General features: G+C 43.0%; 22 protein-coding genes. 5 read left to right on the forward strand and 17 right to left on the reverse strand.

Going from position 1 to position 19866, the window contains the following annotated elements; all coding sequences use genetic code 11:
- Position 1 precedes the first annotated feature (1 nt).
- The 12 genes from mraY to MHB50_RS10500 all read right to left on the reverse strand — a co-directional run bounded on the left by mraY (position 2) and on the right by MHB50_RS10500 (position 12693).
- On the reverse strand, positions 2 to 976 hold the full coding sequence (gene mraY / locus MHB50_RS10445) for a phospho-N-acetylmuramoyl-pentapeptide-transferase (RefSeq protein ID WP_205179426.1): 975 nt from the start codon (positions 974 to 976) through the stop codon (positions 2 to 4).
- The gene (locus MHB50_RS10450) at positions 976 to 1401 is read right to left on the reverse strand and encodes a hypothetical protein (RefSeq protein ID WP_205179425.1); all 426 of its coding nucleotides are present in this window, start codon (positions 1399 to 1401) and stop codon (positions 976 to 978) included. The genes mraY and MHB50_RS10450 overlap by 1 nt, the downstream gene beginning before the upstream one ends.
- Positions 1401 to 2858, reverse strand: a complete 1458-nt coding sequence (locus MHB50_RS10455; RefSeq protein WP_205179423.1) for a UDP-N-acetylmuramoyl-L-alanyl-D-glutamate--2,6-diaminopimelate ligase — start codon at positions 2856 to 2858, stop codon at positions 1401 to 1403. Before MHB50_RS10455 ends, MHB50_RS10450 begins: the two co-directional genes overlap by 1 nt.
- 327 nt (positions 2859 to 3185) lie before the next feature.
- A complete protein-coding gene (locus MHB50_RS10460; RefSeq protein WP_339163588.1) occupies positions 3186 to 5099 on the reverse strand; it encodes a stage V sporulation protein D in 1914 nt (637 codons plus the stop codon).
- Between the two features lie 93 nt (positions 5100 to 5192).
- On the reverse strand, positions 5193 to 7361 hold the full coding sequence (locus MHB50_RS10465) for a penicillin-binding protein (RefSeq protein WP_328799802.1): 2169 nt from the start codon (positions 7359 to 7361) through the stop codon (positions 5193 to 5195).
- Between the two features lie 38 nt (positions 7362 to 7399).
- Positions 7400 to 7762, reverse strand: coding sequence for a cell division protein FtsL (gene ftsL / locus MHB50_RS10470; RefSeq protein ID WP_205179420.1), 363 nt, complete (start codon positions 7760 to 7762; stop codon positions 7400 to 7402).
- A gap of 29 nt (positions 7763 to 7791) precedes the next feature.
- Positions 7792 to 8724 (reverse strand): 16S rRNA (cytosine(1402)-N(4))-methyltransferase RsmH, encoded by a 933-nt coding sequence (gene rsmH / locus MHB50_RS10475; RefSeq protein WP_077111839.1) that lies wholly within the window; start codon positions 8722 to 8724, stop codon positions 7792 to 7794.
- 40 nt (positions 8725 to 8764) lie between these two features.
- Positions 8765 to 9196 (reverse strand): division/cell wall cluster transcriptional repressor MraZ, encoded by a 432-nt coding sequence (mraZ, locus tag MHB50_RS10480; RefSeq protein WP_077111819.1) that lies wholly within the window; start codon positions 9194 to 9196, stop codon positions 8765 to 8767.
- Positions 9197 to 9336: 140 nt separating this feature from the next.
- A complete protein-coding gene (gene bshC, locus MHB50_RS10485) occupies positions 9337 to 10965 on the reverse strand; it encodes a bacillithiol biosynthesis cysteine-adding enzyme BshC (protein WP_340085239.1) in 1629 nt (542 codons plus the stop codon).
- An 82-nt stretch (positions 10966 to 11047) separates the two neighbouring features.
- Positions 11048 to 11440, reverse strand: a complete 393-nt coding sequence (locus tag MHB50_RS10490) for a DUF3397 domain-containing protein (protein WP_077111821.1) — start codon at positions 11438 to 11440, stop codon at positions 11048 to 11050.
- A gap of 9 nt (positions 11441 to 11449) precedes the next feature.
- On the reverse strand, positions 11450 to 12340 hold the full coding sequence (locus MHB50_RS10495) for a 2-dehydropantoate 2-reductase (RefSeq protein ID WP_340085240.1): 891 nt from the start codon (positions 12338 to 12340) through the stop codon (positions 11450 to 11452).
- Between the two features lie 140 nt (positions 12341 to 12480).
- On the reverse strand, positions 12481 to 12693 hold the full coding sequence (locus MHB50_RS10500) for an acetyl-CoA carboxylase biotin carboxyl carrier protein subunit (protein WP_340085241.1): 213 nt from the start codon (positions 12691 to 12693) through the stop codon (positions 12481 to 12483).
- Between the two features lie 161 nt (positions 12694 to 12854).
- Between MHB50_RS10500 and MHB50_RS10505 the strand changes: the two genes are divergently transcribed.
- Together MHB50_RS10505 and MHB50_RS10510 are read left to right on the forward strand one after the other, a co-directional pair.
- Positions 12855 to 13337, forward strand: coding sequence for an N-acetyltransferase (locus MHB50_RS10505; RefSeq protein ID WP_340085242.1), 483 nt, complete (start codon positions 12855 to 12857; stop codon positions 13335 to 13337).
- Positions 13338 to 13499: 162 nt separating this feature from the next.
- Positions 13500 to 13916: a DUF4064 domain-containing protein gene (locus MHB50_RS10510; protein WP_340085243.1), complete on the forward strand. Its 417-nt coding sequence runs from the start codon at positions 13500 to 13502 to the stop codon at positions 13914 to 13916.
- Between the two features lie 133 nt (positions 13917 to 14049).
- On the opposite strand, the gene MHB50_RS10515 is transcribed toward MHB50_RS10510, so the two are convergent.
- Positions 14050 to 14598: an RsfA family transcriptional regulator gene (locus MHB50_RS10515; RefSeq protein ID WP_077111825.1), complete on the reverse strand. Its 549-nt coding sequence runs from the start codon at positions 14596 to 14598 to the stop codon at positions 14050 to 14052.
- 75 nt (positions 14599 to 14673) lie between these two features.
- Positions 14674 to 15429: an enoyl-CoA hydratase/isomerase family protein gene (locus MHB50_RS10520; protein WP_340085244.1), complete on the reverse strand. Its 756-nt coding sequence runs from the start codon at positions 15427 to 15429 to the stop codon at positions 14674 to 14676.
- Positions 15430 to 15562: 133 nt separating this feature from the next.
- On the opposite strand from MHB50_RS10520, the gene MHB50_RS10525 reads away from it, so the two are divergent.
- On the forward strand, positions 15563 to 15826 hold the full coding sequence (locus MHB50_RS10525; protein ID WP_077111827.1) for a metal-sensitive transcriptional regulator: 264 nt from the start codon (positions 15563 to 15565) through the stop codon (positions 15824 to 15826).
- A gap of 554 nt (positions 15827 to 16380) precedes the next feature.
- Here the strand turns inward: MHB50_RS10525 and rpmF are convergent.
- Both rpmF and MHB50_RS10535 read right to left on the reverse strand, forming a co-directional pair.
- Entirely contained in the window at positions 16381 to 16554 is a 174-nt protein-coding gene (rpmF, locus tag MHB50_RS10530; protein WP_077111828.1) for a 50S ribosomal protein L32, read from the reverse strand.
- 32 nt (positions 16555 to 16586) lie between these two features.
- Positions 16587 to 17135, reverse strand: coding sequence for a DUF177 domain-containing protein (locus MHB50_RS10535; RefSeq protein WP_339163597.1), 549 nt, complete (start codon positions 17133 to 17135; stop codon positions 16587 to 16589).
- Positions 17136 to 17353: 218 nt separating this feature from the next.
- On the opposite strand from MHB50_RS10535, the gene MHB50_RS10540 reads away from it, so the two are divergent.
- Entirely contained in the window at positions 17354 to 17605 is a 252-nt protein-coding gene (locus tag MHB50_RS10540) for a spore coat protein (RefSeq protein ID WP_340085245.1), read from the forward strand.
- Between the two features lie 156 nt (positions 17606 to 17761).
- Positions 17762 to 19063, forward strand: coding sequence for a nucleotidyltransferase (locus MHB50_RS10545; RefSeq protein ID WP_340085246.1), 1302 nt, complete (start codon positions 17762 to 17764; stop codon positions 19061 to 19063).
- On the opposite strand, the gene MHB50_RS10550 is transcribed toward MHB50_RS10545, so the two are convergent.
- Entirely contained in the window at positions 19041 to 19841 is an 801-nt protein-coding gene (locus MHB50_RS10550) for a patatin-like phospholipase family protein (protein ID WP_077111024.1), read from the reverse strand. The two genes, MHB50_RS10545 and MHB50_RS10550, sit on opposite strands and share 23 nt — an antisense overlap.
- Positions 19842 to 19866 lie beyond the last annotated feature (25 nt).

Below are 19866 nucleotides of genomic sequence, written 5' to 3' on the forward strand. Positions count from 1 at the left end.
TTTATACCCACACCTCTATGTAAATTCCCAAGATGGCAAAAAGCAAGCCGACTGCCCAAAATGTTACCACGACCCGCCACTCGGACCAGCCGGACAACTCATAATGATGATGGAGCGGACTCATTTTAAAGACTCTTTTTCCTGTAAGTTTAAAGGAGGTTACCTGAATAATAACAGAAAGTGTTTCAATAACAAAGATACCTCCGACGAGGAGAAGCATGAGTTCCATTTTTGTCATGATCGCAATCGCGGCAATAGCTCCCCCAAGCGCAAGCGATCCCGTGTCGCCCATAAAGACTTTGGCCGGATGGGCGTTGAAGACGAGAAAGCCCAACAGGGCGCCAACAACAGCTACGCTAAATACGGCAATGTCGTATTGAGATTGGCTCCAGGCAAGAATAGCGAAAGCGCCAAATGCAATGGCGGCCGTTCCGGACAGAAGACCGTCCAGCCCATCGGTCAAGTTAACCGCGTTCGAAAAGCCGACAAGCCAAAACACAAGGAATAGGGCATAAAAAGGCCCTAAATCAAGTTCCCAATTTGTTAATGGAATCTCCACTGCCGTATCAAATCCAAATCGCTTTAAGACGAAATAGAAAATAAGCGCAATGACAATTTGGCCCAATAGTTTTTGCTTCGATGTTAAGCCAAGATTTCTCTTTAGGGCGATTTTGATAAAATCATCCAAAAAGCCGAGCAAACCATAACCAAATGTAACAAGCAGCAGTAAATATGTATCCAAACCGGGCTGAGAATATTTTCCCGTCATCGTCAATGTTGTCACGATGATTGACAGCAAAATAATAATGCCGCCCATCGTAGGCGTACCTTTTTTCTTATGATGGGATTTGGGTCCTTCATCCCTAATGCTTTGCCCAAACTTTAACTTTCTTAAAAAAGGAATAAAAAGAGGGGATAACAAAACAGTGACTAAAAAAGACATCAAGATCGTAAAAAGAATGACACGTTCCATCATCACTGTTCCCCCTCCCTGTTGCTGTTATTTTGAAGCAAGTGACAAATTTGTGTAAATATATCTCTATATCGTTCATTGTTTATTTTTGGCATAATCAACTCTGTTTTTCCTCTTTTTTTTCCAATACTGATCTTATGCTTATATTGATCAACTATCTGAACAACCGCTTCTGCTGGTTCATCCGCAAAAAATATGGGGAAATGATTAGGTGCGTAAAATGGAACCTCCACATCCTTCTTCCACACCGCCGCAACCGCCCCCTGATGAATGGCTTGTTGAAGATCATCATCATCCGCGGTAAAAACAAACAACCCTTTTTCCTGATCATGTTCACTTGAAAAGGTAATTTTTTTAAAAGAAATCGGGACTTGCACACCCCGGAACTCTGGAAGGATCCGTAAAACATCATTATATTCAAGCATCATTATAGCTCCTCAATTGCTTTCATGGCCACAAGACGATCATCAAAATCAATCACTTTCTCGCCGATAATCTGATACGTTTCATGCCCTTTTCCGGCAATTAACACAACGTCCCCTTGTTTGGCTTCCCTAATGGCTGTCTGGATCGCTTCTTTGCGATCGGGAATCACTTTGTAGCGTTGGTCCTGTACCCCAGCCTCCATATCAGCCAAAATGGCCGACGGGTCTTCGGTGCGCGGATTATCTGATGTGAATATGGGATTTGTCGAGTAAACGCAAGCTACTTTCGCCATGAGGGGCCGTTTCGTCCGATCCCTGTCCCCGCCACAGCCAACGACGGTAAAAATTCGTTTTTTCGCAAACTGCTGAATGGTTTTCAGGACATTCTCCAAACTGTCAGGCGTATGAGCATAATCGACGATCACTGTAAAATCCTGTCCCGCGTTCACTGCTTCAAAGCGGCCGGGAATCCCCTCCAATTGTTCAAGGGAATGAATTGCCGATTGGAGCGGAATATTCGCGACATATGCAGTCGTAATGGCAGCCAAGGCGTTATACACACTGAATTTACCCATTAATCTCAGTTTTACTTCTTGCTTGCCTTCAGGGGAATGAAGGGTAAATGAGGCCCCGTCGACACTCATTTGTATATTTCCCGCCGAAAATTCGGCCGGCTGATCGATTCCATAGGTGACAACATGGGCTGACGTCTCTTTTACAAAATATGGTCCCGCCGGATCATCGGCGTTGATCACGGCAAACTTCGGCTTATTCCTGTCGTAAATATTGCCCAGACGGGAGAACAAAAGACCTTTCGCCCTTTTGTATTCCTCCATCGTTTCGTGGTAGTCCAAATGATCTTGGGACAAGTTTGTAAACACAGCCACATCAAAGTCGCAGCCATTTACCCTTCCTTGGATAAGGGCATGGGAAGATACTTCCATGGCGACTGTATGGACTCCTTCTTCAACCATATGCGCAAATGTTTGCTGGAGTACAATATTATCAGGGGTGGTATTTTTTGTTTCTAATTTTTCATCCCCTATTTTTATATGAAGCGTTCCAATCAAGCCTGTTTTTTTGCCGGCATCTCTAAAAATGTTTTCAATCATCATACTCGTTGTCGTTTTTCCATTTGTACCGGTAATTCCGATTAAATTCAGTCGCTGCGTAGGGTGGCCATAGAACTCATCAGCCAACACTGCCATCGCCCGTTTCGTATCAGGGACAAGGATTACCGGCGCCTCCACTGCCACTTTCTTTTCCGCTAATACGGCAACAGCGCCCTTTGCCACGGCCGCATTCGCAAATTGATGTCCATCTGTTTGATGGCCTTTTATACAAATAAATAACGCACCTGGTTCAATTTTTCGAGTGTCATTTGTTATGCTGTTGATATCGGGATTTTCCCGGGGAGCTTTTGTTAACGGCAATACCTTTAATAGACTATGTAACTTCATGGATCCGATCCTTTCTATTATGAAACATTATCGTCCTTTTATGAAAGCTTGCGCATTCTTTAATTGGCATCATTTTACCATAAGACCGTATGATAATATACTATTATATGAATATACAGGAACATGCATTCCTTAGTACAAATGATGTTATTTTCCTTGGTGACATCTGCCATCCATTATATTATCCACAGATTCATTTTTTCGCAATAGAAAAAACCCTCTTATCTAGATTACATATTTTACCATCAGCAAACAGTTTCCATAAAATCTACTCATGCCAAGCAAAATCTGCCCCGAAGGAAGCGGGGCAGATCTCTGCATACCTGATTACTTCATGTATATTCTGACCACTGATCCTTCCTCCACCTTGACTCCGGGATCGGGCGCCTGCTGGATAACAGTCGTTCCATCCCCGCTCACCTCAAGCTTTAAATTCAGCATTTGCTGCAATAGCTCTTTTTTCGTCATTCCTTTCAAATCAGGAACGGTAACCATTTTGGGATCAAGCCATGTTGTCTTCTTTTCAATTTGTTTTTTGCGGGGCTTCACATCAAGTGAACGCAATGAATCTTCCATAATTTTTCCAACGATCGGAGCGGCTACAGTACCTCCAAATTGAATGGTCCCCTTTGGGTTATCCACTGCGAGATAAACGACAATTTGCGGGTCATCCGCCGGCGCAAATCCAATAAACGAAACAATATGGTTGTTTTCAAGATAACGTCCGTCTTTTGCTTTTTGGGCGGTTCCCGTTTTTCCGCCAACCCGAAAAGATTCTATAAAAGCATTTCTGCCTGTACCTTGGGCAACAACGCTTTCCAAAGCGTGGCGGACTTGCTTGGAAGTGTTTTCGGAAATAACGCGCCGTTTAGCGACAGGGCTCTTTCTCATTACGACTTCATCTGTTGCCGGATCGACTAGTTCTTTTGCTATATAAGGCTGATAAAGAGTGCCTCCATTGACTGCGGCAGCTACAGCGGCTACTTGCTGTATGGGCGTGACTGACACTCCTTGCCCAAAAGCGGTCGTTGCCTGTTCCACTGGTCCCACTTGATCCATATGAAAGAGTATGCCAGTACCTTCGCCAGCCAAATCGATGCCCGTTTTTGCGCCAAAACCGAAATCTCTTATATATTTAAACAATTTTTCTTTCCCAAGCCGATCCCCAAGCTCCACAAATCCGGGGTTACACGAGTTTTGAACTACTTCCAAAAACGTTTGGCTCCCATGCCCCCCTTTTTTCCAACATCTTAATTTTGCTCCTCCTACTTTGACGGAACCAGAATCAAAAAACTGCCCGTGTTCCAAATCAACTTTTTTTTCTTCCAAAGCAGCGGCAAGTGTAATAATTTTGAACGTTGACCCCGGCTCATACGTACTCCAAATCGGAAGATTTCGGTTATATATTTCCTGCGGGACGTCGCGGTATTCTGAAGGATTAAAAGTGGGCCTGCTTGACATGGCCAGAATTTCCCCGTTGTTCGGATCCATCGCAAGGGCCACAATCCCATCCGGCTTATACTGTACTTCAGCGTTATCCAATTCCCGCTCCATGATCGTCTGTATTTTTGTGTCTATCGTCAGCCGCAGATTAAAGCCGTCAACCGGAGGATCAAAGTCATCCGACATGTCCGGCATCCTTCTTCCTTTCGCATCCGAAAAGAACTGGACCGATCCTTTTTTTCCCTGCAATTCTTCATCATAATACAGTTCCAGCCCCATCAATCCCTGATTATCAATTCCCGTAAAGCCAAGCACGTGGGATAAGTAGCGGCCGAACGGATAGTGGCGTTTCGAATCCTCCGCGATATACACACCTTTAATATTCAGGGCTCTCACATCTCGTGCCTTCTCATATGAAATTTTTCTTCCTTCCGGCAGACGCTCTATGGAAGAATTGGCCGTCATGCGCTTATACACTTTATCTACCGGCACATCCAGCACATTGGCCAGCATTTCTGCCGAACGGGCCGGGTCCTCGATTTGCCTTGGAACAATGTAAACCGTCGGCGCACTCTTATTTTCGGCTATGGGAACATTGTTTCGGTCCAAAATCAGTCCCCTTTCAGGCTCAAACGGGATATTTCGGCTCCACGAGTCGCGGGCCTTGTCTGTTAACGAATTCCCTAGCACAAATTGAACATATCCCAGCCTGATGTCAATGATCAAAAATACAATGATACCTATAAAGAGAAAAAAAGATAGTCTTTTCCTTACGGTTACAGCAGAAACCCGCTTCACTAAAATGAACCCCCTCATTATTCGGCTCCTTACAACATATGCCTTGTCCTTTTTACATAGAACAGGCATAGTTGCTTGCGGGGGTTCAGCTGATCAGTTTAACGGACGTTCATCTTGATCGGCGGTTTCATTCGCTTTCTTCTTTTCAATCATTTGAAGCTGTGTTTCAAAATTGACGACAAGGCTGTCCCCTTCCCTCACTTTTGTTCCTGGCTTCAAGTTTTGTTTTACGGCAAATCCGGTTCCAACTATATTTATTTTTAATTTGCCCACTTGCGCCACTTTCAGCACATCGCGTTTCGACCAGTTCCTCATATCTGGAATTAAGAGGTCGCCATCTGTCCTTAAAACAACTTTTTCGCCTTCCAACACTTTTTCACCTTGACTTGGCGAATGACTTACAACTGTATCCCCATTGCCCAGCACGATGGGTTGCAAGCCGCTTTCCTTCATGGAATTGACTGCTTCTTCCGCTTTCATCTTCGTTAAATCCGGAACTTTGGACAGTTTTGTCTTTCTTTTTTGTTCCGGCTGGATATTCAAGTATTTCAAGCTGTTTTGCATGACTGGTTTAAAGATTTTTGATACCGGGAGCGCACCATTTTCCGTTTCTTTCAGCTTCGGTTTTTCCACCATCACGTACATGATAAGCTTCGGGTCTTCCTTGGGGGCGATTCCGATAAAGGAAAATATATAGTTTTCCCTTCCTTGCAAATAGCCGCCTGTTGGTGAAGGTATTTGTGATGTCCCGGTTTTTCCGGCTACTGAATAACCTTCCAGCTGATAAAATTGATGCCCGGTCCCTTTTTTTTCGGTAATTACTGTTTCCAGGTAATCCCGGACCTTTTTAGCACTTTCGGCACTGATTGGCTGTCCACTTGATTCGGGATTTGTTTTCTTTTCTTCCCCGCTTTGAGGATCAACGATTTTTTCAACCACGTAAGGTTTCATCATTTTTCCGTCATTTGCAATGGCTGACATGGCCTGGACCATTTGCAGCGATGTTACAGTTGTCCCTTGGCCAAATACGCTCGTTACCTTTTCGACCGGATAGTTGTATAAAATTTTTCCGGTAGCTTCATTCGGAAGTTCAATCCCTGTCTTTACGCCAAACTTGAACTTCTCCATGTATTGTTTCCACGTATCTGTCCCCATTTTTTCCAGCAGGTTTGCAAAAGCAACATTCGAAGAGCGTTGAACACCTTCTAAATAGGGAATAGTTCCCCAGCCTCTTCCATAGTTATGATCTTTAATGGGCGGCTGTTTTTTGTCAACATAATACACGCCCGACTTAAATTGTTCATTGGGATTAAAAACACCTTCTTCAACCGCGGCTGCCAAAGAAAAAACCTTCATGGTCGATCCGGGTTCAAAGGACGCTTCAACAACCTCATTATGCCACGTTTTATCGATTCCTTCTCTTGTTGTCGGATGGAAGGTGGGACGCTGGCCCATCCCTAATATAGCTCCTGTTTTCGGATCGGCGACAATCGCCATCATCCGGCTTGGGGAGTGTTCCTTTTCTACTTGATTCATGGCGTCTTCTAAAAACGTTTGAATCTTTTTATCAATTGTTAAATATAAATCGTTGCCATCTTTCGGCTCCACGACTTGTTTTTCGGAATTTGGCAATATGTAATCCCACACATCCCCAGAATATTTCAGTGAACCATCCGTTCCCTTCAGCAATTTATCATAGCTTTTTTCAATCCCGGTACTTCCGGTAATGTCCTCCCCCTTTTCATCCTCCTCTCCCTTTTGGGCATAACCGATCAGGTGAGAAGCAAAAATGCCGTTGGGATAAAACCTTTTCGTATCTTTTATAAAGGTGATACCGGGTAATTTTAACGCTTCGATCTTCTTTTTAATATGATGCGGCAAGTCACGTCCCGCCTGTCCAAACTCAACTTGGTAGCGGTTTTTTTTTGTAAGCAGCTTATATATTTCTTCTTCGCTCAGGGAAATATGCTTTGCCAATTCACGTGCTGTGCCTTCGGGATCGGTCACATGGTTCGGGCGTTTTGGATTTGTGGTTGCTTTTTTATTCAAAATAGCCACAAGCGTATAAGAGGCAGAATCTTCGGCAATGACTTCTCCTTGCCTGTCGTAAATCGTTCCCCGGCTTGCTTTCAGCACTTCTGTGCGCATATATTTTTGGGCCGCTTTTGCCGCCAGAGCTTTTCCCTCGACCTCGCCCGTGTATTGTATCGTGAAGATCCTAACCGCTAAGACAAAAAAAAGCAGCCCGAATAATGAAAACAACAGCGCTGCTCCTATGTTCCTATTTTTTTTTTGAACATTCATCGTTTTTCAACAACCTTGACATTATTTTCATTCAAGTCAAATCCGCGCTCCTTCGCTTTCTCCCAAATACGGTCGTATTTACTTAAATCATCCACTTGCATGGATAAATCAGCATTTATTTTTGCTTGTTCCTGGACCGAAGTGCGGACATCCTGAATATCTTTGTTCACTTCATAAATAGTAGACTGCACACTGACAATTTTAACAGCCATAAAGGCAACAAACAACACAAAAATGATAAATAGAATTTTTTCCCCGGGGCTGATGCGGGCAAGGCGTTGAACCTTTTGAACGGGAACTTCTTTTGGCCCCAAAGACTTGTGAATTGTTTCATGTTGCTTTCGGGCAAGATTGCTCACAGATTTTCCCCCATTCTTTTCATGTATATTTATCGTTTTTCTGCGATTCTTAATTTAGCAGATCTGGATCGGTTATTTACGGCAAGTTCCTCTTCTGTCGGAACAATCGGCTTCCTCGTTATCAACTTCATTTCCGGCTTCAGCTCGTCCGGAATAACGGGCAGGCCGGGAGGAAGATCTGGTACGGAACTGGCTTCCTTGAGCAGTTGTTTACAAATTCTGTCTTCCAGGGAATGGAAAGTGATCACACAAATCCTTCCGCCTGGATTTAGCAACTGAATAGCCTGTTTCAGCGAACTTTCGAAGGCCTTTAACTCATCGTTTACCGCGATGCGAATCGCCTGAAAGATCCGCTTGGCCGGGTGGCCGCCTTTTCTTCTTGCCGGTGCCGGAATACTTTGTTTAATGATCTCTACAAGTTCGCCTGTTGTTTCTATCGGCCTTTTTTCCCTTGTCTTTTCAATGTTCCTCGCCACTTGTTTGGAAAACTTTTCTTCCCCGTAACGGAAAAAAATCCTCACCAGCTCTTCATAAGTCCAGTTATTGACTACTTCATAAGCTGTTAAGTCGCCTTCCAAATCCATTCTCATGTCAAGAGGAGCGTCATGATGATAACTAAAGCCGCGCTCTGGTGTGTCCAATTGTGGTGATGATACACCTAAATCATACAAAACACCGTCGACACGATTTATCCCAAGATGTTGGAGTTCCTCTTGGAGATATTTAAAATTGCTTTTAATGGCCGTAAATTGTTCCGCATAACCTTTCAGCTTTTCTCGCGCATACCGCAGAGCAGTTTCATCTTGGTCAAACGCAAACAATTTTCCGCCATTCGTAAGTTTGGATAAAATATATGAACTATGCCCGGCTCCGCCAAGTGTACAATCCACATATATACCATCAGGACGAATATTCAGGCCGTCCACAGACTCCTTCAATAATACAGTTTCATGATTAAACAAAGCTTTCACCATCCAATTCACTTTGAGGCCTTGGAGCATGTTATATGTTAAAGTCAATCATGTTTTCAGCGATTTCCGCAAATGATTCTTCTGAAGTTGAAAAATAGTCTTCCCATATATCCTTGCTCCAAATCTCAAAACGGTTGGACACACCCAAAATGACACATTCCTTTTCCAACTTTGCATAGTCGAGAAGGGAAGAAGGCAAATTGACCCTTCCTTGTTTATCAAGTTCACACTCTACTGCTCCAGAGAAAAAAAACCTCGTAAAAGCCCGGGCATCTTTTTTCGTTAAGGGGAGAGCTTTTAATTTTTCTTCAATGGACTTCCACTCGGAAAATGGGTAGCCAAACAAACATCGGTCAAGTCCCCTTGTAATGACAAAAGATTCTCCAAGATGTTCCCGGTATTTGGCAGGAACGATCAAACGGCCTTTTGTATCAATGTTGTGGCGATATTCCCCCATGAACATGACCCGTGCCCCCACTTTCTATAATTAATGTACCACAATCCCCCACCTTCCTCCACCATTTTTTCAAAAAAATTTATCGCAAATTCATCCGATTGTTCGATAAAAAAACCGAATCCGCAGCGGATTCGGTTTTTTATCGACTATATTCTTACAACTTTATGCTTCCCGTCAAATTCGTATGGTTTGTTTGCAAGAGAATGAATGAAATGACGGCCGTATTCGTTTAGGAAGTAAAAAATATTCCAAGCTCTTTCCTGCGGATGTCCTGCCGGGCGGAGCATTAATTCCACATTTAGATACTTGTTTAATATCGCTTCATGCCGTTTTATGACACTTTCTTCTACTTTCCTCTGTAGAAAATCAAGCTGTTGAAGGTGGAACGCCAGATTTGTATCAGCAAGGCGTGTATGTCCACGGTCAACTTCATATATATGGGTCCGGATTTTTTGATAGTGCTCCTGGAGGCTCTCCTTTGTTTGCTGCACAAGGACAGCCAACTGTTTATCTTGAATATGCTTTAAAAATTGTTCCCTTTCTTCCTTGCAGCCGTGCTGAAGCACCTTTTCCAATGATAATTCAAGGTCTTCCAAGTCTTTTTCAACGGCACGGTTCAGCAATGTAACATGTAATCGGGGAACAATCGGCGGCATTTCCATACCGACTGTTTCAAAAGCTGTTTGCAACTCGCCCCAATAGGCGATTTCACCAGGACCGGCTATAAAGGCCAAAGTGGGAAACAACCATTCCTGCATCAGCGGCCGCGTTACAACATTATTGCTAAAGCTTTCAGGGTGATCGTGAAGATGTTGCCGCAATTGCTCCTCCGTCATCACAATACTTCCACCCTTGCTGATAAATACTTGATCAGCCGGGTCATATAAAAGCAATTCCCGCCCGACATCTGTATTCATGAACAGATTGGCCGCGTTTTCGTCCATATCAATCGCCTTCTCAAAGCCTTTTTGTTCCATGATCGTCTGACGAGATAAAACAGCTTCGGTAATGGCTTGGTTTCGCTCAATCAACTTTGAAAAATAAGGCTTTTCAAGTTTACGAAGTGAAGGGTCTGCAGAATCAATGACGAGCAGTCCATAATCTTTAAACAACGAAAGAATGATATATGTGAAGAAATCAACTACTGTATCAGAATGATGAACGGCTTCATCTAAAAAAGGGAGAATTTCATTTGTGTGGGGTTTTTCACCCATCATGGAAAATACTTGGCGGATCCAACTTTTCATGACCCCTTTATCAAATTCGATGTGGGAAGCCATTTTCTTGCTTGTCATTTGTTGGGGATACGTTATTTTTTTCAACGTTTGCTTTTCTCTTACATAGAGATGGTTGATCTCTTGATAATCATGATCCTCCCCGGCTGCCCAAAATACGGGTACAACGGGAATTCCCAGTTCTTTTTCTTGTTGTTCAGCAAGTTTTATAATGGAAATAATTTTATGGATCGTGTATAAAGGACCTGTCAACAAGCCGGCTTGCTGGCCCCCGATCACGACTACCGACCGTTGGTCACGGAGCTTTTCCAGTGCCAGCCCCGTTGCATCCGACTTTGGAAACCGGCTCATATATTTTTCAATACAGGCAGCCAAACTGGCCCTGTCAAAATGACGCTCGAGCACATCCCGATACCGTTGCCTGAATATGCCATTCTTCGTTATGTCATAATGAAAAAATTCTTGGATGTTCTCTCTATTTTCTATATATAAAGAGGCAAACCGATTCGTTGCAGGAACAACGGTACTTTGCAATTCCATATAAGGTACTCCCCTTCTCCTACTGTTTCAGTCACAAAGAGTATAGCAAACAAAATCGTTAAAAGACATTTTCCTGCTTGATTTATACAGTCAACGCTTCCTTTGCGCGAGATATAACGCCAAAAAGAATTAAACTGACATAAAGGAGTGAGAATACCAGAAAATTAAATCTCCAAAAGCCGATAAACACTTTTCGATAATGAATTTCTTCTTTCGTCTTCCAATGATAAAAAGTAAACATAATGGCAAGCACGAGCATGACTAGTATAATCAACGCGAGAAAGGAGCGGTCCCAAATCGTCAAAATGATCAAATGAACGGATATAATCAAAACAAATGTAGTGGCATTAATCGCACTGTTCAACGCCAACCGGTGATTTTTCGTTATTTGTTTTATAATCGTAAAAAGCAATATGTAAAAAAGAAACGGGATTGTAATAAAAAGTCCTGCCGCAGATGAAAAAATTGCTGTCAATTTCTCTCCTCAACTCCTTTCCTGTTCAATCCCTTTTACCATGAGATAAACCGTCTGTAACGTCTTAGGATTCAGGCCTTTTTGGGAGGCTGAACGAAGTGCGTATCCCAATATAGCCTCAATTTCGGTCTTTCTTCCCCCTTGAATATCCTTTAGCATGGATGAAGTATTGTCTTTCGTATTTTGACATATATTAACAACTTTTTGAAATGTTTTTTCCTTATCATCATCCGGGAATATTTCATAAATCTCTTCAAACAACAGCCTGAAGAGTTGAAAATAATAAGGGTTTTCCACAAGGGCACCGTTTTTTTCCTGAAAAATAACTGTCAATGGATTGATCAGTGCATTAGCGATTAATTTTTCTACCAACATCCCTTCATAATCATGATGAAACTGAAACGGAAAATTTGGGTGCTTGCAGCCGAATAATGTTTGAAAGCTGCTGCTGTCGCCACGGTATAATCCGATGTTGATTTTACCTATTCCATTATGGGCAACCGTTCTGCTATCTTCCCGTTTGGCGCCATGCTCCACCGTAGCCAGGAAAATCGTTTTGTTCGGGAGACTCGGCAGCCATTCAAGATGCCCCATGCCATTTTGCAAAAAGCAAAGCGGAATATCGCTGGCGATTTCACGGACAATCGGAACAAGATCGTCCAAATGATATTGCTTCACCGCCACAAAAATAAAATCCTGGCGATTCAAGTCGCCAAATTCTTTGCGGGCCTTTACCTTCGTGAAGAAATCCTCCTTATGAGTGACCAATCGAATACCCTTTTCAGCCAATTCTCCGGCTTGCTCTTCCGTACGGGTGTAAACCGTTATGTCAACACATTTTCCTAGATAAGCCGCCAGTAACAAACCAATGGAGCCTCCTCCAATAATGCCCACTTTCATTTTTCATTCACCCGCTCCCAGTATTCCTCAGTTTCTATTTTAGCAAAAATACCATAACTCCCCTTCCTGCAAAGGAAGAAAAGAGATGCCGAACATTCCATAATACAGCATTGTGCAACAAGCCACCTTGGAAACTTGTATCATTCCAATACAATTAAAACATCCTCTTCATTGACAAAATCCCCTTCCGCCACTTTTAATGCAGCGACATTTCCGGCACTCGGACTATCCACCGGGATTTCCATCTTCATTGACTCTAACACAACAACCGTTTGGCCCTTCAAGACATCTTGGCCCTCTTTTACCATTATTTTAAAAACTGTTCCAGCCATGGCCGCTTTGATTTCTTCCACATCCAACTCCTCCATTACCGTTAATTGTACGATGCTCTTTGGCCTCCCCCAAAAGGTGTAACCGTTTCCTACCATTATATCTGAATTTTTTTGGGGTTTGTTATATAATGAAACTAAAATAGATAATTTCTAACAAATAGGATTTATAAGGGGATGAAAATATGCCGACGGAAGTACAAAAGTTAAAAATCAACTATAAGACGATGGAAGATTTCAAACATTTTAAGGAATACGGTGCCCAAGAGCTGTCCATGCTCGAAGACTTACAAACAAACTTTGTGGAAGATGAAATCGACTCTCCTTTTTATGGAATTTATTATGGCGATAAACTGGTGGCGAGGATGAGCCTTTACAAGCGAGATGCCAAGTATGACCAATATTTTAACCCGCCACAGGATTATTTAGAATTATGGAAATTGGAAGTGCTCCCAGATTATCAGGAAAAAGGGTTGGGAACAAAACTGGTAAACTACGCTAAGAGTTTTAAAATGCCCATAAAAACAAATCCCCGAATGAATTCTCGGCCTTTTTTTGAGAAAATGGGTTTTGAGCCGGTTACATACAGTGTTGAAAGGGATTTAGGGGAAAACCCTCTCGTTTGGTACCCAGAGGGAGTTTCGGAGCAAAAAAGAGGAATGGAATAACGCCTAAAAGGCTGGTGAACACCGGCCGTAACGCCATTTCAGCAGTTTCGGCGGCCTGATGCGGCCCCGAAAAACCTTTTTTGTTTTAAAAAAATCGAAACTATTTTCCTTCCTCTCCGTACTATATACAGACACCGTTACACTTAAAGAGGAGGAATCTTGATGAAAAGAACAGGTGAAGTTGTACTGGGAGTCATTGGCATCATATTAAATGCTTTACTTTCCTTAATAGGAGGCTTTTTTGCATGGGCGGCTACTTCAGATACCACAACTGAACAAATGGCCAACGACCCAACGTTTAGTGCTAATCCCGATGATGCAGATGCAATACTCGGGCTCATGAGCACATTTGGCTGGGCCGTGGTTGCGGCGGCCATCCTTGGAATTATTTTTGGTATCATTGCCGTCGTCAACATCTCTAAAAATAAAAGCCCAAAACTGGCCGGATGGATGTTTATTGTTGGTGCAGTTTTGACCGGAGTTGTTTCAGTAGGATTTGGCTTTTTACCCGCTCTTCTCTATTTAATTGCCGGTATCATGTCATTTGTCCGGAAAGAACCAGCAGAAGCTAGCTTTTAGAGAAACGGAAGGGGCTCCAACTTAGCGTAAAGACACTAAAACTTAAAACCCAAGAATGTTGATTTTACAGCATTCTTGGGTTTTATTTTTTGATTCTCAAGCTCCAATATTACTTTTCGGACAGCTTCTTTTTTTATGTTTGTGCTTCGGCTTTTTGTCTCGTTTTTTTCTCCCGGTCAATTGCCGCTACTTCCCTCGCCTTTTCCAGAATTCCCAAAAGTGATGCATAATCGTTTTTGATGGTTTGCAATTGATGTTTCGTTTCTGCCAATTCCTGTTTTAGTCTTTCATTTTCCCTTTTTAACGCTTCTTGTATCTCTGACTCAGATTGGATGTTGGACTGTGCTTCTTCCATATCCATTAGAAACTGAATAATGTCTTTTGTAGAAAAGGTTTTTGCTTTTTCTTTTGGCTCATCCTGTATATCTGGCTCTTTCCCTTTTCTCCCCTGTTTCGGATACGCTTTTCTTGCTTTTTTCGCTTCGGATATTTCATTTTTATATTTTTTTCTGACATAGGAGTTCCACCGGAATCCACATGCTGCTGCTGTTCTCGACAGTTTCGCCCCCACTTCTTCAAAAGCTTTTAATTGGGTGCTTCCTGCCCGGATATGTTCCAATACAATCTCCGCAAGCAGTCTATCTTCTTCCATCGTCCATGCATCTTGGCGTCCTGTCGCCATATTCATCACTCCCGGCTTTTTAACACATACATATGCATGTAATAGAAGAGATAGAATAGCGGAATGGTATATTTATTAATTTAGAAATTCGGAAACTGCATCATGATGGGCATCAAGCGCCCAAAGTTCTGCACATCGCTTTATTTCATTTTCCATGCGTTCTTTTAAATGGACAGCATGAAATTTCTCAATCATTGCCTTTTTATAAGCTTCTATTACTCCTGTATCTTTTTGCAAGATGATTTCCATAAAATCGAATGCTGTTTGGTCCTTTAGTGAATCATATACTTTCTGCAAAAAACCGATAGCTTCCATTTCTTCCGCAGTATGTAATTTTGCTTCAGACAATAATGCAAAAGCGGTGGAAGGGGCCAAACGCTCATACAACAAGCTTGCCCCTCCCCATCCAGTTGTAATGGCAAGATTCGCTTGAATAAAACCTAGTTTTGCCCCGCTGCGTGCGATTCTAAAGTCGCAGGCCGCCGCTATCTCACATCCACCGCCCACTGCCGTGCCATTTAGGGAAGCAAGCGTCGGTTTTGGAAGCGTGGCAAGCCGGTATAACAACTTTCCCATTCGCGACAACATGGAAATGGCTTCCTCTTCGGTTTTCAGATCATGAAATTCGGCAATGTCCCCTCCGGCACAAAAAGCGCGACAGCCTTCCCCGGTAATAACTACAGCTTTAACAGAACGGTCACTCTCGGCGCGATCAAGCAACTCCTGAAACCCATCCATGACTTGATAATTTACGGCATTTCGCTTTTCGGGTCTTGTAATCTTCCCAAAAAGAATGCCTTCTTCTGATTTATATTGTATAAAATCCCCCATCGTTTTCCTCCATTAGTGCTTTTCATCTATTATAATGAAAAGAGGACAAAACTGTAAGCTTGGCCTATCGCCTTTCCAATAGGATATAATGTAGAATTAACTTTACATCGTACTTTTGAAAGGAGCATATACCATGCATTATGATGACCTGTTAAAAAATAGAGTAAAGAGAATAGAAGGACAATTACGCGGAATCTTACGAATGATGGAAGAAGGTAAAGACTGCAAAGATGTGATTACACAGATGTCGGCAGCGAGAACAGCCATTGACCGTTCGATCGGCGTAATCGTCAGCCAAAACCTTGTGGAATGCGTAAAGCAGGCAGAAGCGGAAGGAACACAGAAGACAGAAGAGCTCGTTCAAGAGGCGGTTAATTTGCTTGTCCGAAGTAAGTAAGCAATACAATACTTTTTATAGGCAAGTTAGTGAAGCGGCCTAACGAACAGTCTAGTGCCAAGCTTTTGGACGCCGTGGCCTTGTTCATATAAACTTCCATTGGAAGGTCAGCAAGTGCCTTGGTTGTTCGGAAAAAATATAGAGCCACTCAACCGCCGTTTAAGATATTTACGAAACGAGTTTGATGACCTGATTTCTGAACGCTATCGTGTTTAGGCAACATCAACTTGGGATCTCCCCTGAAGCAAGCGGAAAAAACTTCGCCTTAAGCGGCCAAGATGCTGAACATGAGCTACTTTCGGAGCTCCTCCCTTAATCGCCCGGGCAACACCAGCCGCTCTCCATAAGCGTCATATCGAGTTCACCTGATGTTCGGGCGGCACATTTGATATAATGCTTTGAACATCCGTCAAACCGATGTTGACTTATAGGGTTTTTTACAAACCGAATGTTTTTGAAAAAAAAAAATGATTTTCCCCATTATCACTCAGCTTTCCAAAAAAAGAAAAAACGTGAAGAGGCTTTCCTCATCACGTTTTTTCATGCAGCAAAAATTAATCGTTTACTACCGATTTACCTTTATAAGTTCCGCATTCTTTACAAACGCGGTGGGCAAGCTTTAATTCACCGCAATTTGGGCATTCAACCATTCCTGGTACACGCAACTTAAAATGAGTCCGGCGTTGTCTTTTTGCAGTTTTAGAAGTTCTTCTTTTAGGTACAGCCATTCTTCCCACCTCCTTACAGTGCAGTCATCGTATTATTTTTGAGTATCTTTGTTTTTTTCAAGCAATTTGGCAAGCCCTGCCAGCCGAGGGTCCACCTTTTCCTTCTCTTGTTCCCTGGCTTTAGCCAGCTGCTCCTCGGTAAGGACTTCCCATCCTTTTCCCGCAGGCAATTCCGTATTTGTTTGCGCCTCTTCAGAAAAAACCTGCATCGGTACTTCCAGCAGAAGCAGTTCATAAATTACGGGCATTAAGTCTACGACGCCGCCTTCGACTACATGAGCCATCTCCGCTTCATCATTGTAAAGCGCAGGATTTAACAAAAAAGTTTCCGCCGAAGAAATATGAAAAGGATAGCGGGCGTCTGCCAATGTTCTCGAACAAGGCAAGATAAATGTACCGGTAATGACAAGATGAAAAGTAACCTTGCGAGCGTCAATATCTGCTGTTCCTTTTACATGAACCGGTGATATATCCCTAATGTCGGGATTTTCCTTTTGCAGGACCTTATTCACGTTGATTGTCTCATCAAGCTCCATTACATCATGTTGATATTTATGTAATTCAGCTACCGTCCACTTCATTATCATCACCTCTGGGCAACAAAAGTTATTATATCTTTCACGACTCCTTTTGTCAATATAATCCTCTTTACACCTTTCCCCACCTTCTCTTATTTTACCCTTACCCATTATGAAAGAAACTGAACATAAAAATCTCGGTACATAAAAAGGACAATCGCCTTCACAGCTTGGTTATTTATACATACACTAATTCGAAATGATCACCTGGAGGTGAAACAATGGACAATAAAGAACGGCAATTTTACGGGCCCTCTCCTATTATGGGCGGATATCCTGGTTATGGCGGCTTCCCGGGACCTGGCGGATTTGGCGGTTATGGTGGACCGGCAGGCATGGGCGGCTTTCCGGGATACCCTGGGTATACCGGATATGGACCAATGGGACAATATCCTTCTTATGGCGGCTTCCCGGGCTACGGCGGCTTCCCGGGCTACGGCGGCTTCCCGGGCTATCGGAATGAATCGAAATAATTTCGAGGGGATATTCCCCTCCTTATTTATCCCGCATGTAAGGTGCCGTAAAACTCCCAATTCAAAATCTCGAGTGAATACAAAAGGTCTAAGTGGGAGTAAACGGCACCTAAATGCCCGATTGGTTCAACTAACATTCAGTAGGAGCCCTACTAAATGAAGTTTCACTTTATTTCCCATCAACGGTTGTTTCAAGTAATATATAGTTACGATATTGTAACAGGAGTAGATCTTATGAAAAGTGTTGGCATTATTGCAGAATATAATCCATTTCATAACGGACATCTGTATCATTTACACAAATCAAAGGAAGTGTCTGGAGCGGGTGTGGTCATTTGTGTCATGAGCGGGAATTTTTTGCAAAGGGGAGAACCCGCACTCATTTCAAAATGGTACAGGACACGAATGGCCCTTGAGGCCGGCTCGGATATTGTGGTGGAATTGCCGTATGCATTTGCTGTCCAAAAAGCGGAAATTTTTGCTTTTGGAGCCGTTTATCTGCTAAATGCGTTAAAATGCGACTCTATTTGTTTTGGCAGCGAATCGGGAGAGGTCCAGCCATTTTTTAATACGCTGGATTATTTAAATAAGCATTCCGAAACATATAACGATCACATAAAACGTTATGTAAAACAGGGAGTCAGTTATCCCCGGGCCTTGGCGCTGGCATACGAAGCCGTTAAAGATGGATTGCGCAATGGCGTTGATTTATCCAAACCGAATAACATATTGGGCTACCAATACATACGTGCAGCACATGAGATTAACAGCCATATTCATTTTTTTACAGTAAAAAGAAACAAAGCGGGGCACCATGATCAAACTTTCCATCATGAGAAAATGGCAAGCGCTACATCGATTCGCAAATCATTGAGCGAAAATCCCAACCTTGATCACATTGCCGCTTATGTTCCCGAATCAACACTTTCCGCGCTCGCTTCCTATGTAAACAGATACAAAAAGCTCCATGATTGGGAAGATTATTGGCCTTATCTTCAATACCGCCTGCTCACAATGAGTGATGATGAACTTCAGCAAGTATACGATGCCGAAGAAGGATTGCCTTACCGGCTTAAAAAAACAGCCCAAAATGCAAAGAGCTTCCATTCGTTTATGGAAAGTGCCAAAACAAAAAGATATACATGGACGAGATTGCAACGAATTTGTGTACACATCTTAACAAACACACCGAAAAATATGATGATTCCTGCCGCCAAAAAGCCACAGTATATTCGTTTACTCGGAATGAGTTCCGCCGGAAGAGATTACTTGAACAAACGAAAAAAAGAGTTGGAGCTTCCGCTCATTTCAACTGTTTCCTCTTACCCTGACGAATGGCTGATGTTGGATCGAAAATCTTCTCAAGTATACGCACATGTATTGCCTGATCCTGAAAAAAGCAGACTGGTCTCCCTTGAATTTGCCCAACCGCCCATCATGATCGGGAATCGTCCATAGTGTGGGGCCACCTTTTCATTGCTTCGTTTATTTCGGGCAATTTTAAAAGGGCGGCCTCTTCCCCTATCTGGATAATCTCTTCGATATTTCTAAAGGACCGCGCATTCACGTGTTCCACCGGTGGTAAAATCATTACATCTGCTTCCATTTCCCGCGCAGCAATGATTTCCATTTGTAAAATATCAATACTTTGCATGATCACATCGTAAATCGTTTGAATATCCGCTCTTGTATTGATTCTTGAAACATCAACACCTATTACAATATTCGCGCCCATTTCTCTTACTGTTGCGATGGGTACCCGGTCAGAAACCCCGCCATCAATCAGGAGCCGCCCTTTGATTTTTTCCGGCACAAAAATGCCGGGAATCGAAATGCTTGCCCTGATTGCTTCTTCGGCCTGCCCCTCCCTAAAAACCACTTTTTCCCCCGTATGCAAATCGGTGGCAATGACCGCTACAGGGATACGTAATTGTTCCAATCGCTTTCCTTGCATAAAAAGCCGAATGAAGTTTTTGAGCCTTTTTCCGGAAATAAACCCCATTTTTGGTATCGTAAAATCCAAATAATGCTTTCGATGGAACGCCTTTGACAGCTTGATTAGCTTGTCAACATCATGTCCGAATGCGTAAAAACAGCCGACGAGCGCCCCCATGCTGCTACCGGCAATCATATCAATCGGGATGGAATGGTCCGCCAAAGCTTTAATGACCCCCAAATGCGCAAAACCCCTTGCTCCGCCTGATCCAAGCGCCAGGCCGACTGTTGGCTTCTCCATTGTCACACCTCCCTACCTCATTTTA

The sequence above is a fragment of the Siminovitchia sp. FSL H7-0308 genome (genome assembly GCF_037980985.1).
Taxonomy (GTDB): Bacteria; Bacillota; Bacilli; order Bacillales; family Bacillaceae_C; genus Siminovitchia; species Siminovitchia thermophila.

Coding starts and splice junctions, on each gene's coding strand:
- MHB50_RS10515 (WP_077111825.1), bottom strand. CDS start 14,598: ATGGCGACAGGACGCCAAGATGCATGGACGATGGAAGAAGATAGACTG.
- MHB50_RS10520 (WP_340085244.1), bottom strand. CDS start 15,429: ATGGGGGATTTTATACAATATAAATCAGAAGAAGGCATTCTTTTTGGG.
- MHB50_RS10495 (WP_340085240.1), bottom strand. CDS start 12,340: ATGAAAGTGGGCATTATTGGAGGAGGCTCCATTGGTTTGTTACTGGCG.
- mraZ (WP_077111819.1), bottom strand. CDS start 9,196: ATGTTCATGGGGGAATATCGCCACAACATTGATACAAAAGGCCGTTTG.
- mraY (WP_205179426.1), bottom strand. CDS start 976: ATGATGGAACGTGTCATTCTTTTTACGATCTTGATGTCTTTTTTAGTC.
- MHB50_RS10535 (WP_339163597.1), bottom strand. CDS start 17,135: ATGAAGTGGACGGTAGCTGAATTACATAAATATCAACATGATGTAATG.
- rpmF (WP_077111828.1), bottom strand. CDS start 16,554: ATGGCTGTACCTAAAAGAAGAACTTCTAAAACTGCAAAAAGACAACGC.
- MHB50_RS10510 (WP_340085243.1), top strand. CDS start 13,500: ATGAAAAGAACAGGTGAAGTTGTACTGGGAGTCATTGGCATCATATTA.
- MHB50_RS10505 (WP_340085242.1), top strand. CDS start 12,855: ATGCCGACGGAAGTACAAAAGTTAAAAATCAACTATAAGACGATGGAA.
- MHB50_RS10550 (WP_077111024.1), bottom strand. CDS start 19,841: ATGGAGAAGCCAACAGTCGGCCTGGCGCTTGGATCAGGCGGAGCAAGG.
- bshC (WP_340085239.1), bottom strand. CDS start 10,965: ATGGAATTGCAAAGTACCGTTGTTCCTGCAACGAATCGGTTTGCCTCT.
- MHB50_RS10525 (WP_077111827.1), top strand. CDS start 15,563: ATGCATTATGATGACCTGTTAAAAAATAGAGTAAAGAGAATAGAAGGA.
- MHB50_RS10450 (WP_205179425.1), bottom strand. CDS start 1,401: ATGATGCTTGAATATAATGATGTTTTACGGATCCTTCCAGAGTTCCGG.
- MHB50_RS10540 (WP_340085245.1), top strand. CDS start 17,354: ATGGACAATAAAGAACGGCAATTTTACGGGCCCTCTCCTATTATGGGC.
- MHB50_RS10455 (WP_205179423.1), bottom strand. CDS start 2,858: ATGAAGTTACATAGTCTATTAAAGGTATTGCCGTTAACAAAAGCTCCC.
- MHB50_RS10545 (WP_340085246.1), top strand. CDS start 17,762: ATGAAGTTTCACTTTATTTCCCATCAACGGTTGTTTCAAGTAATATAT.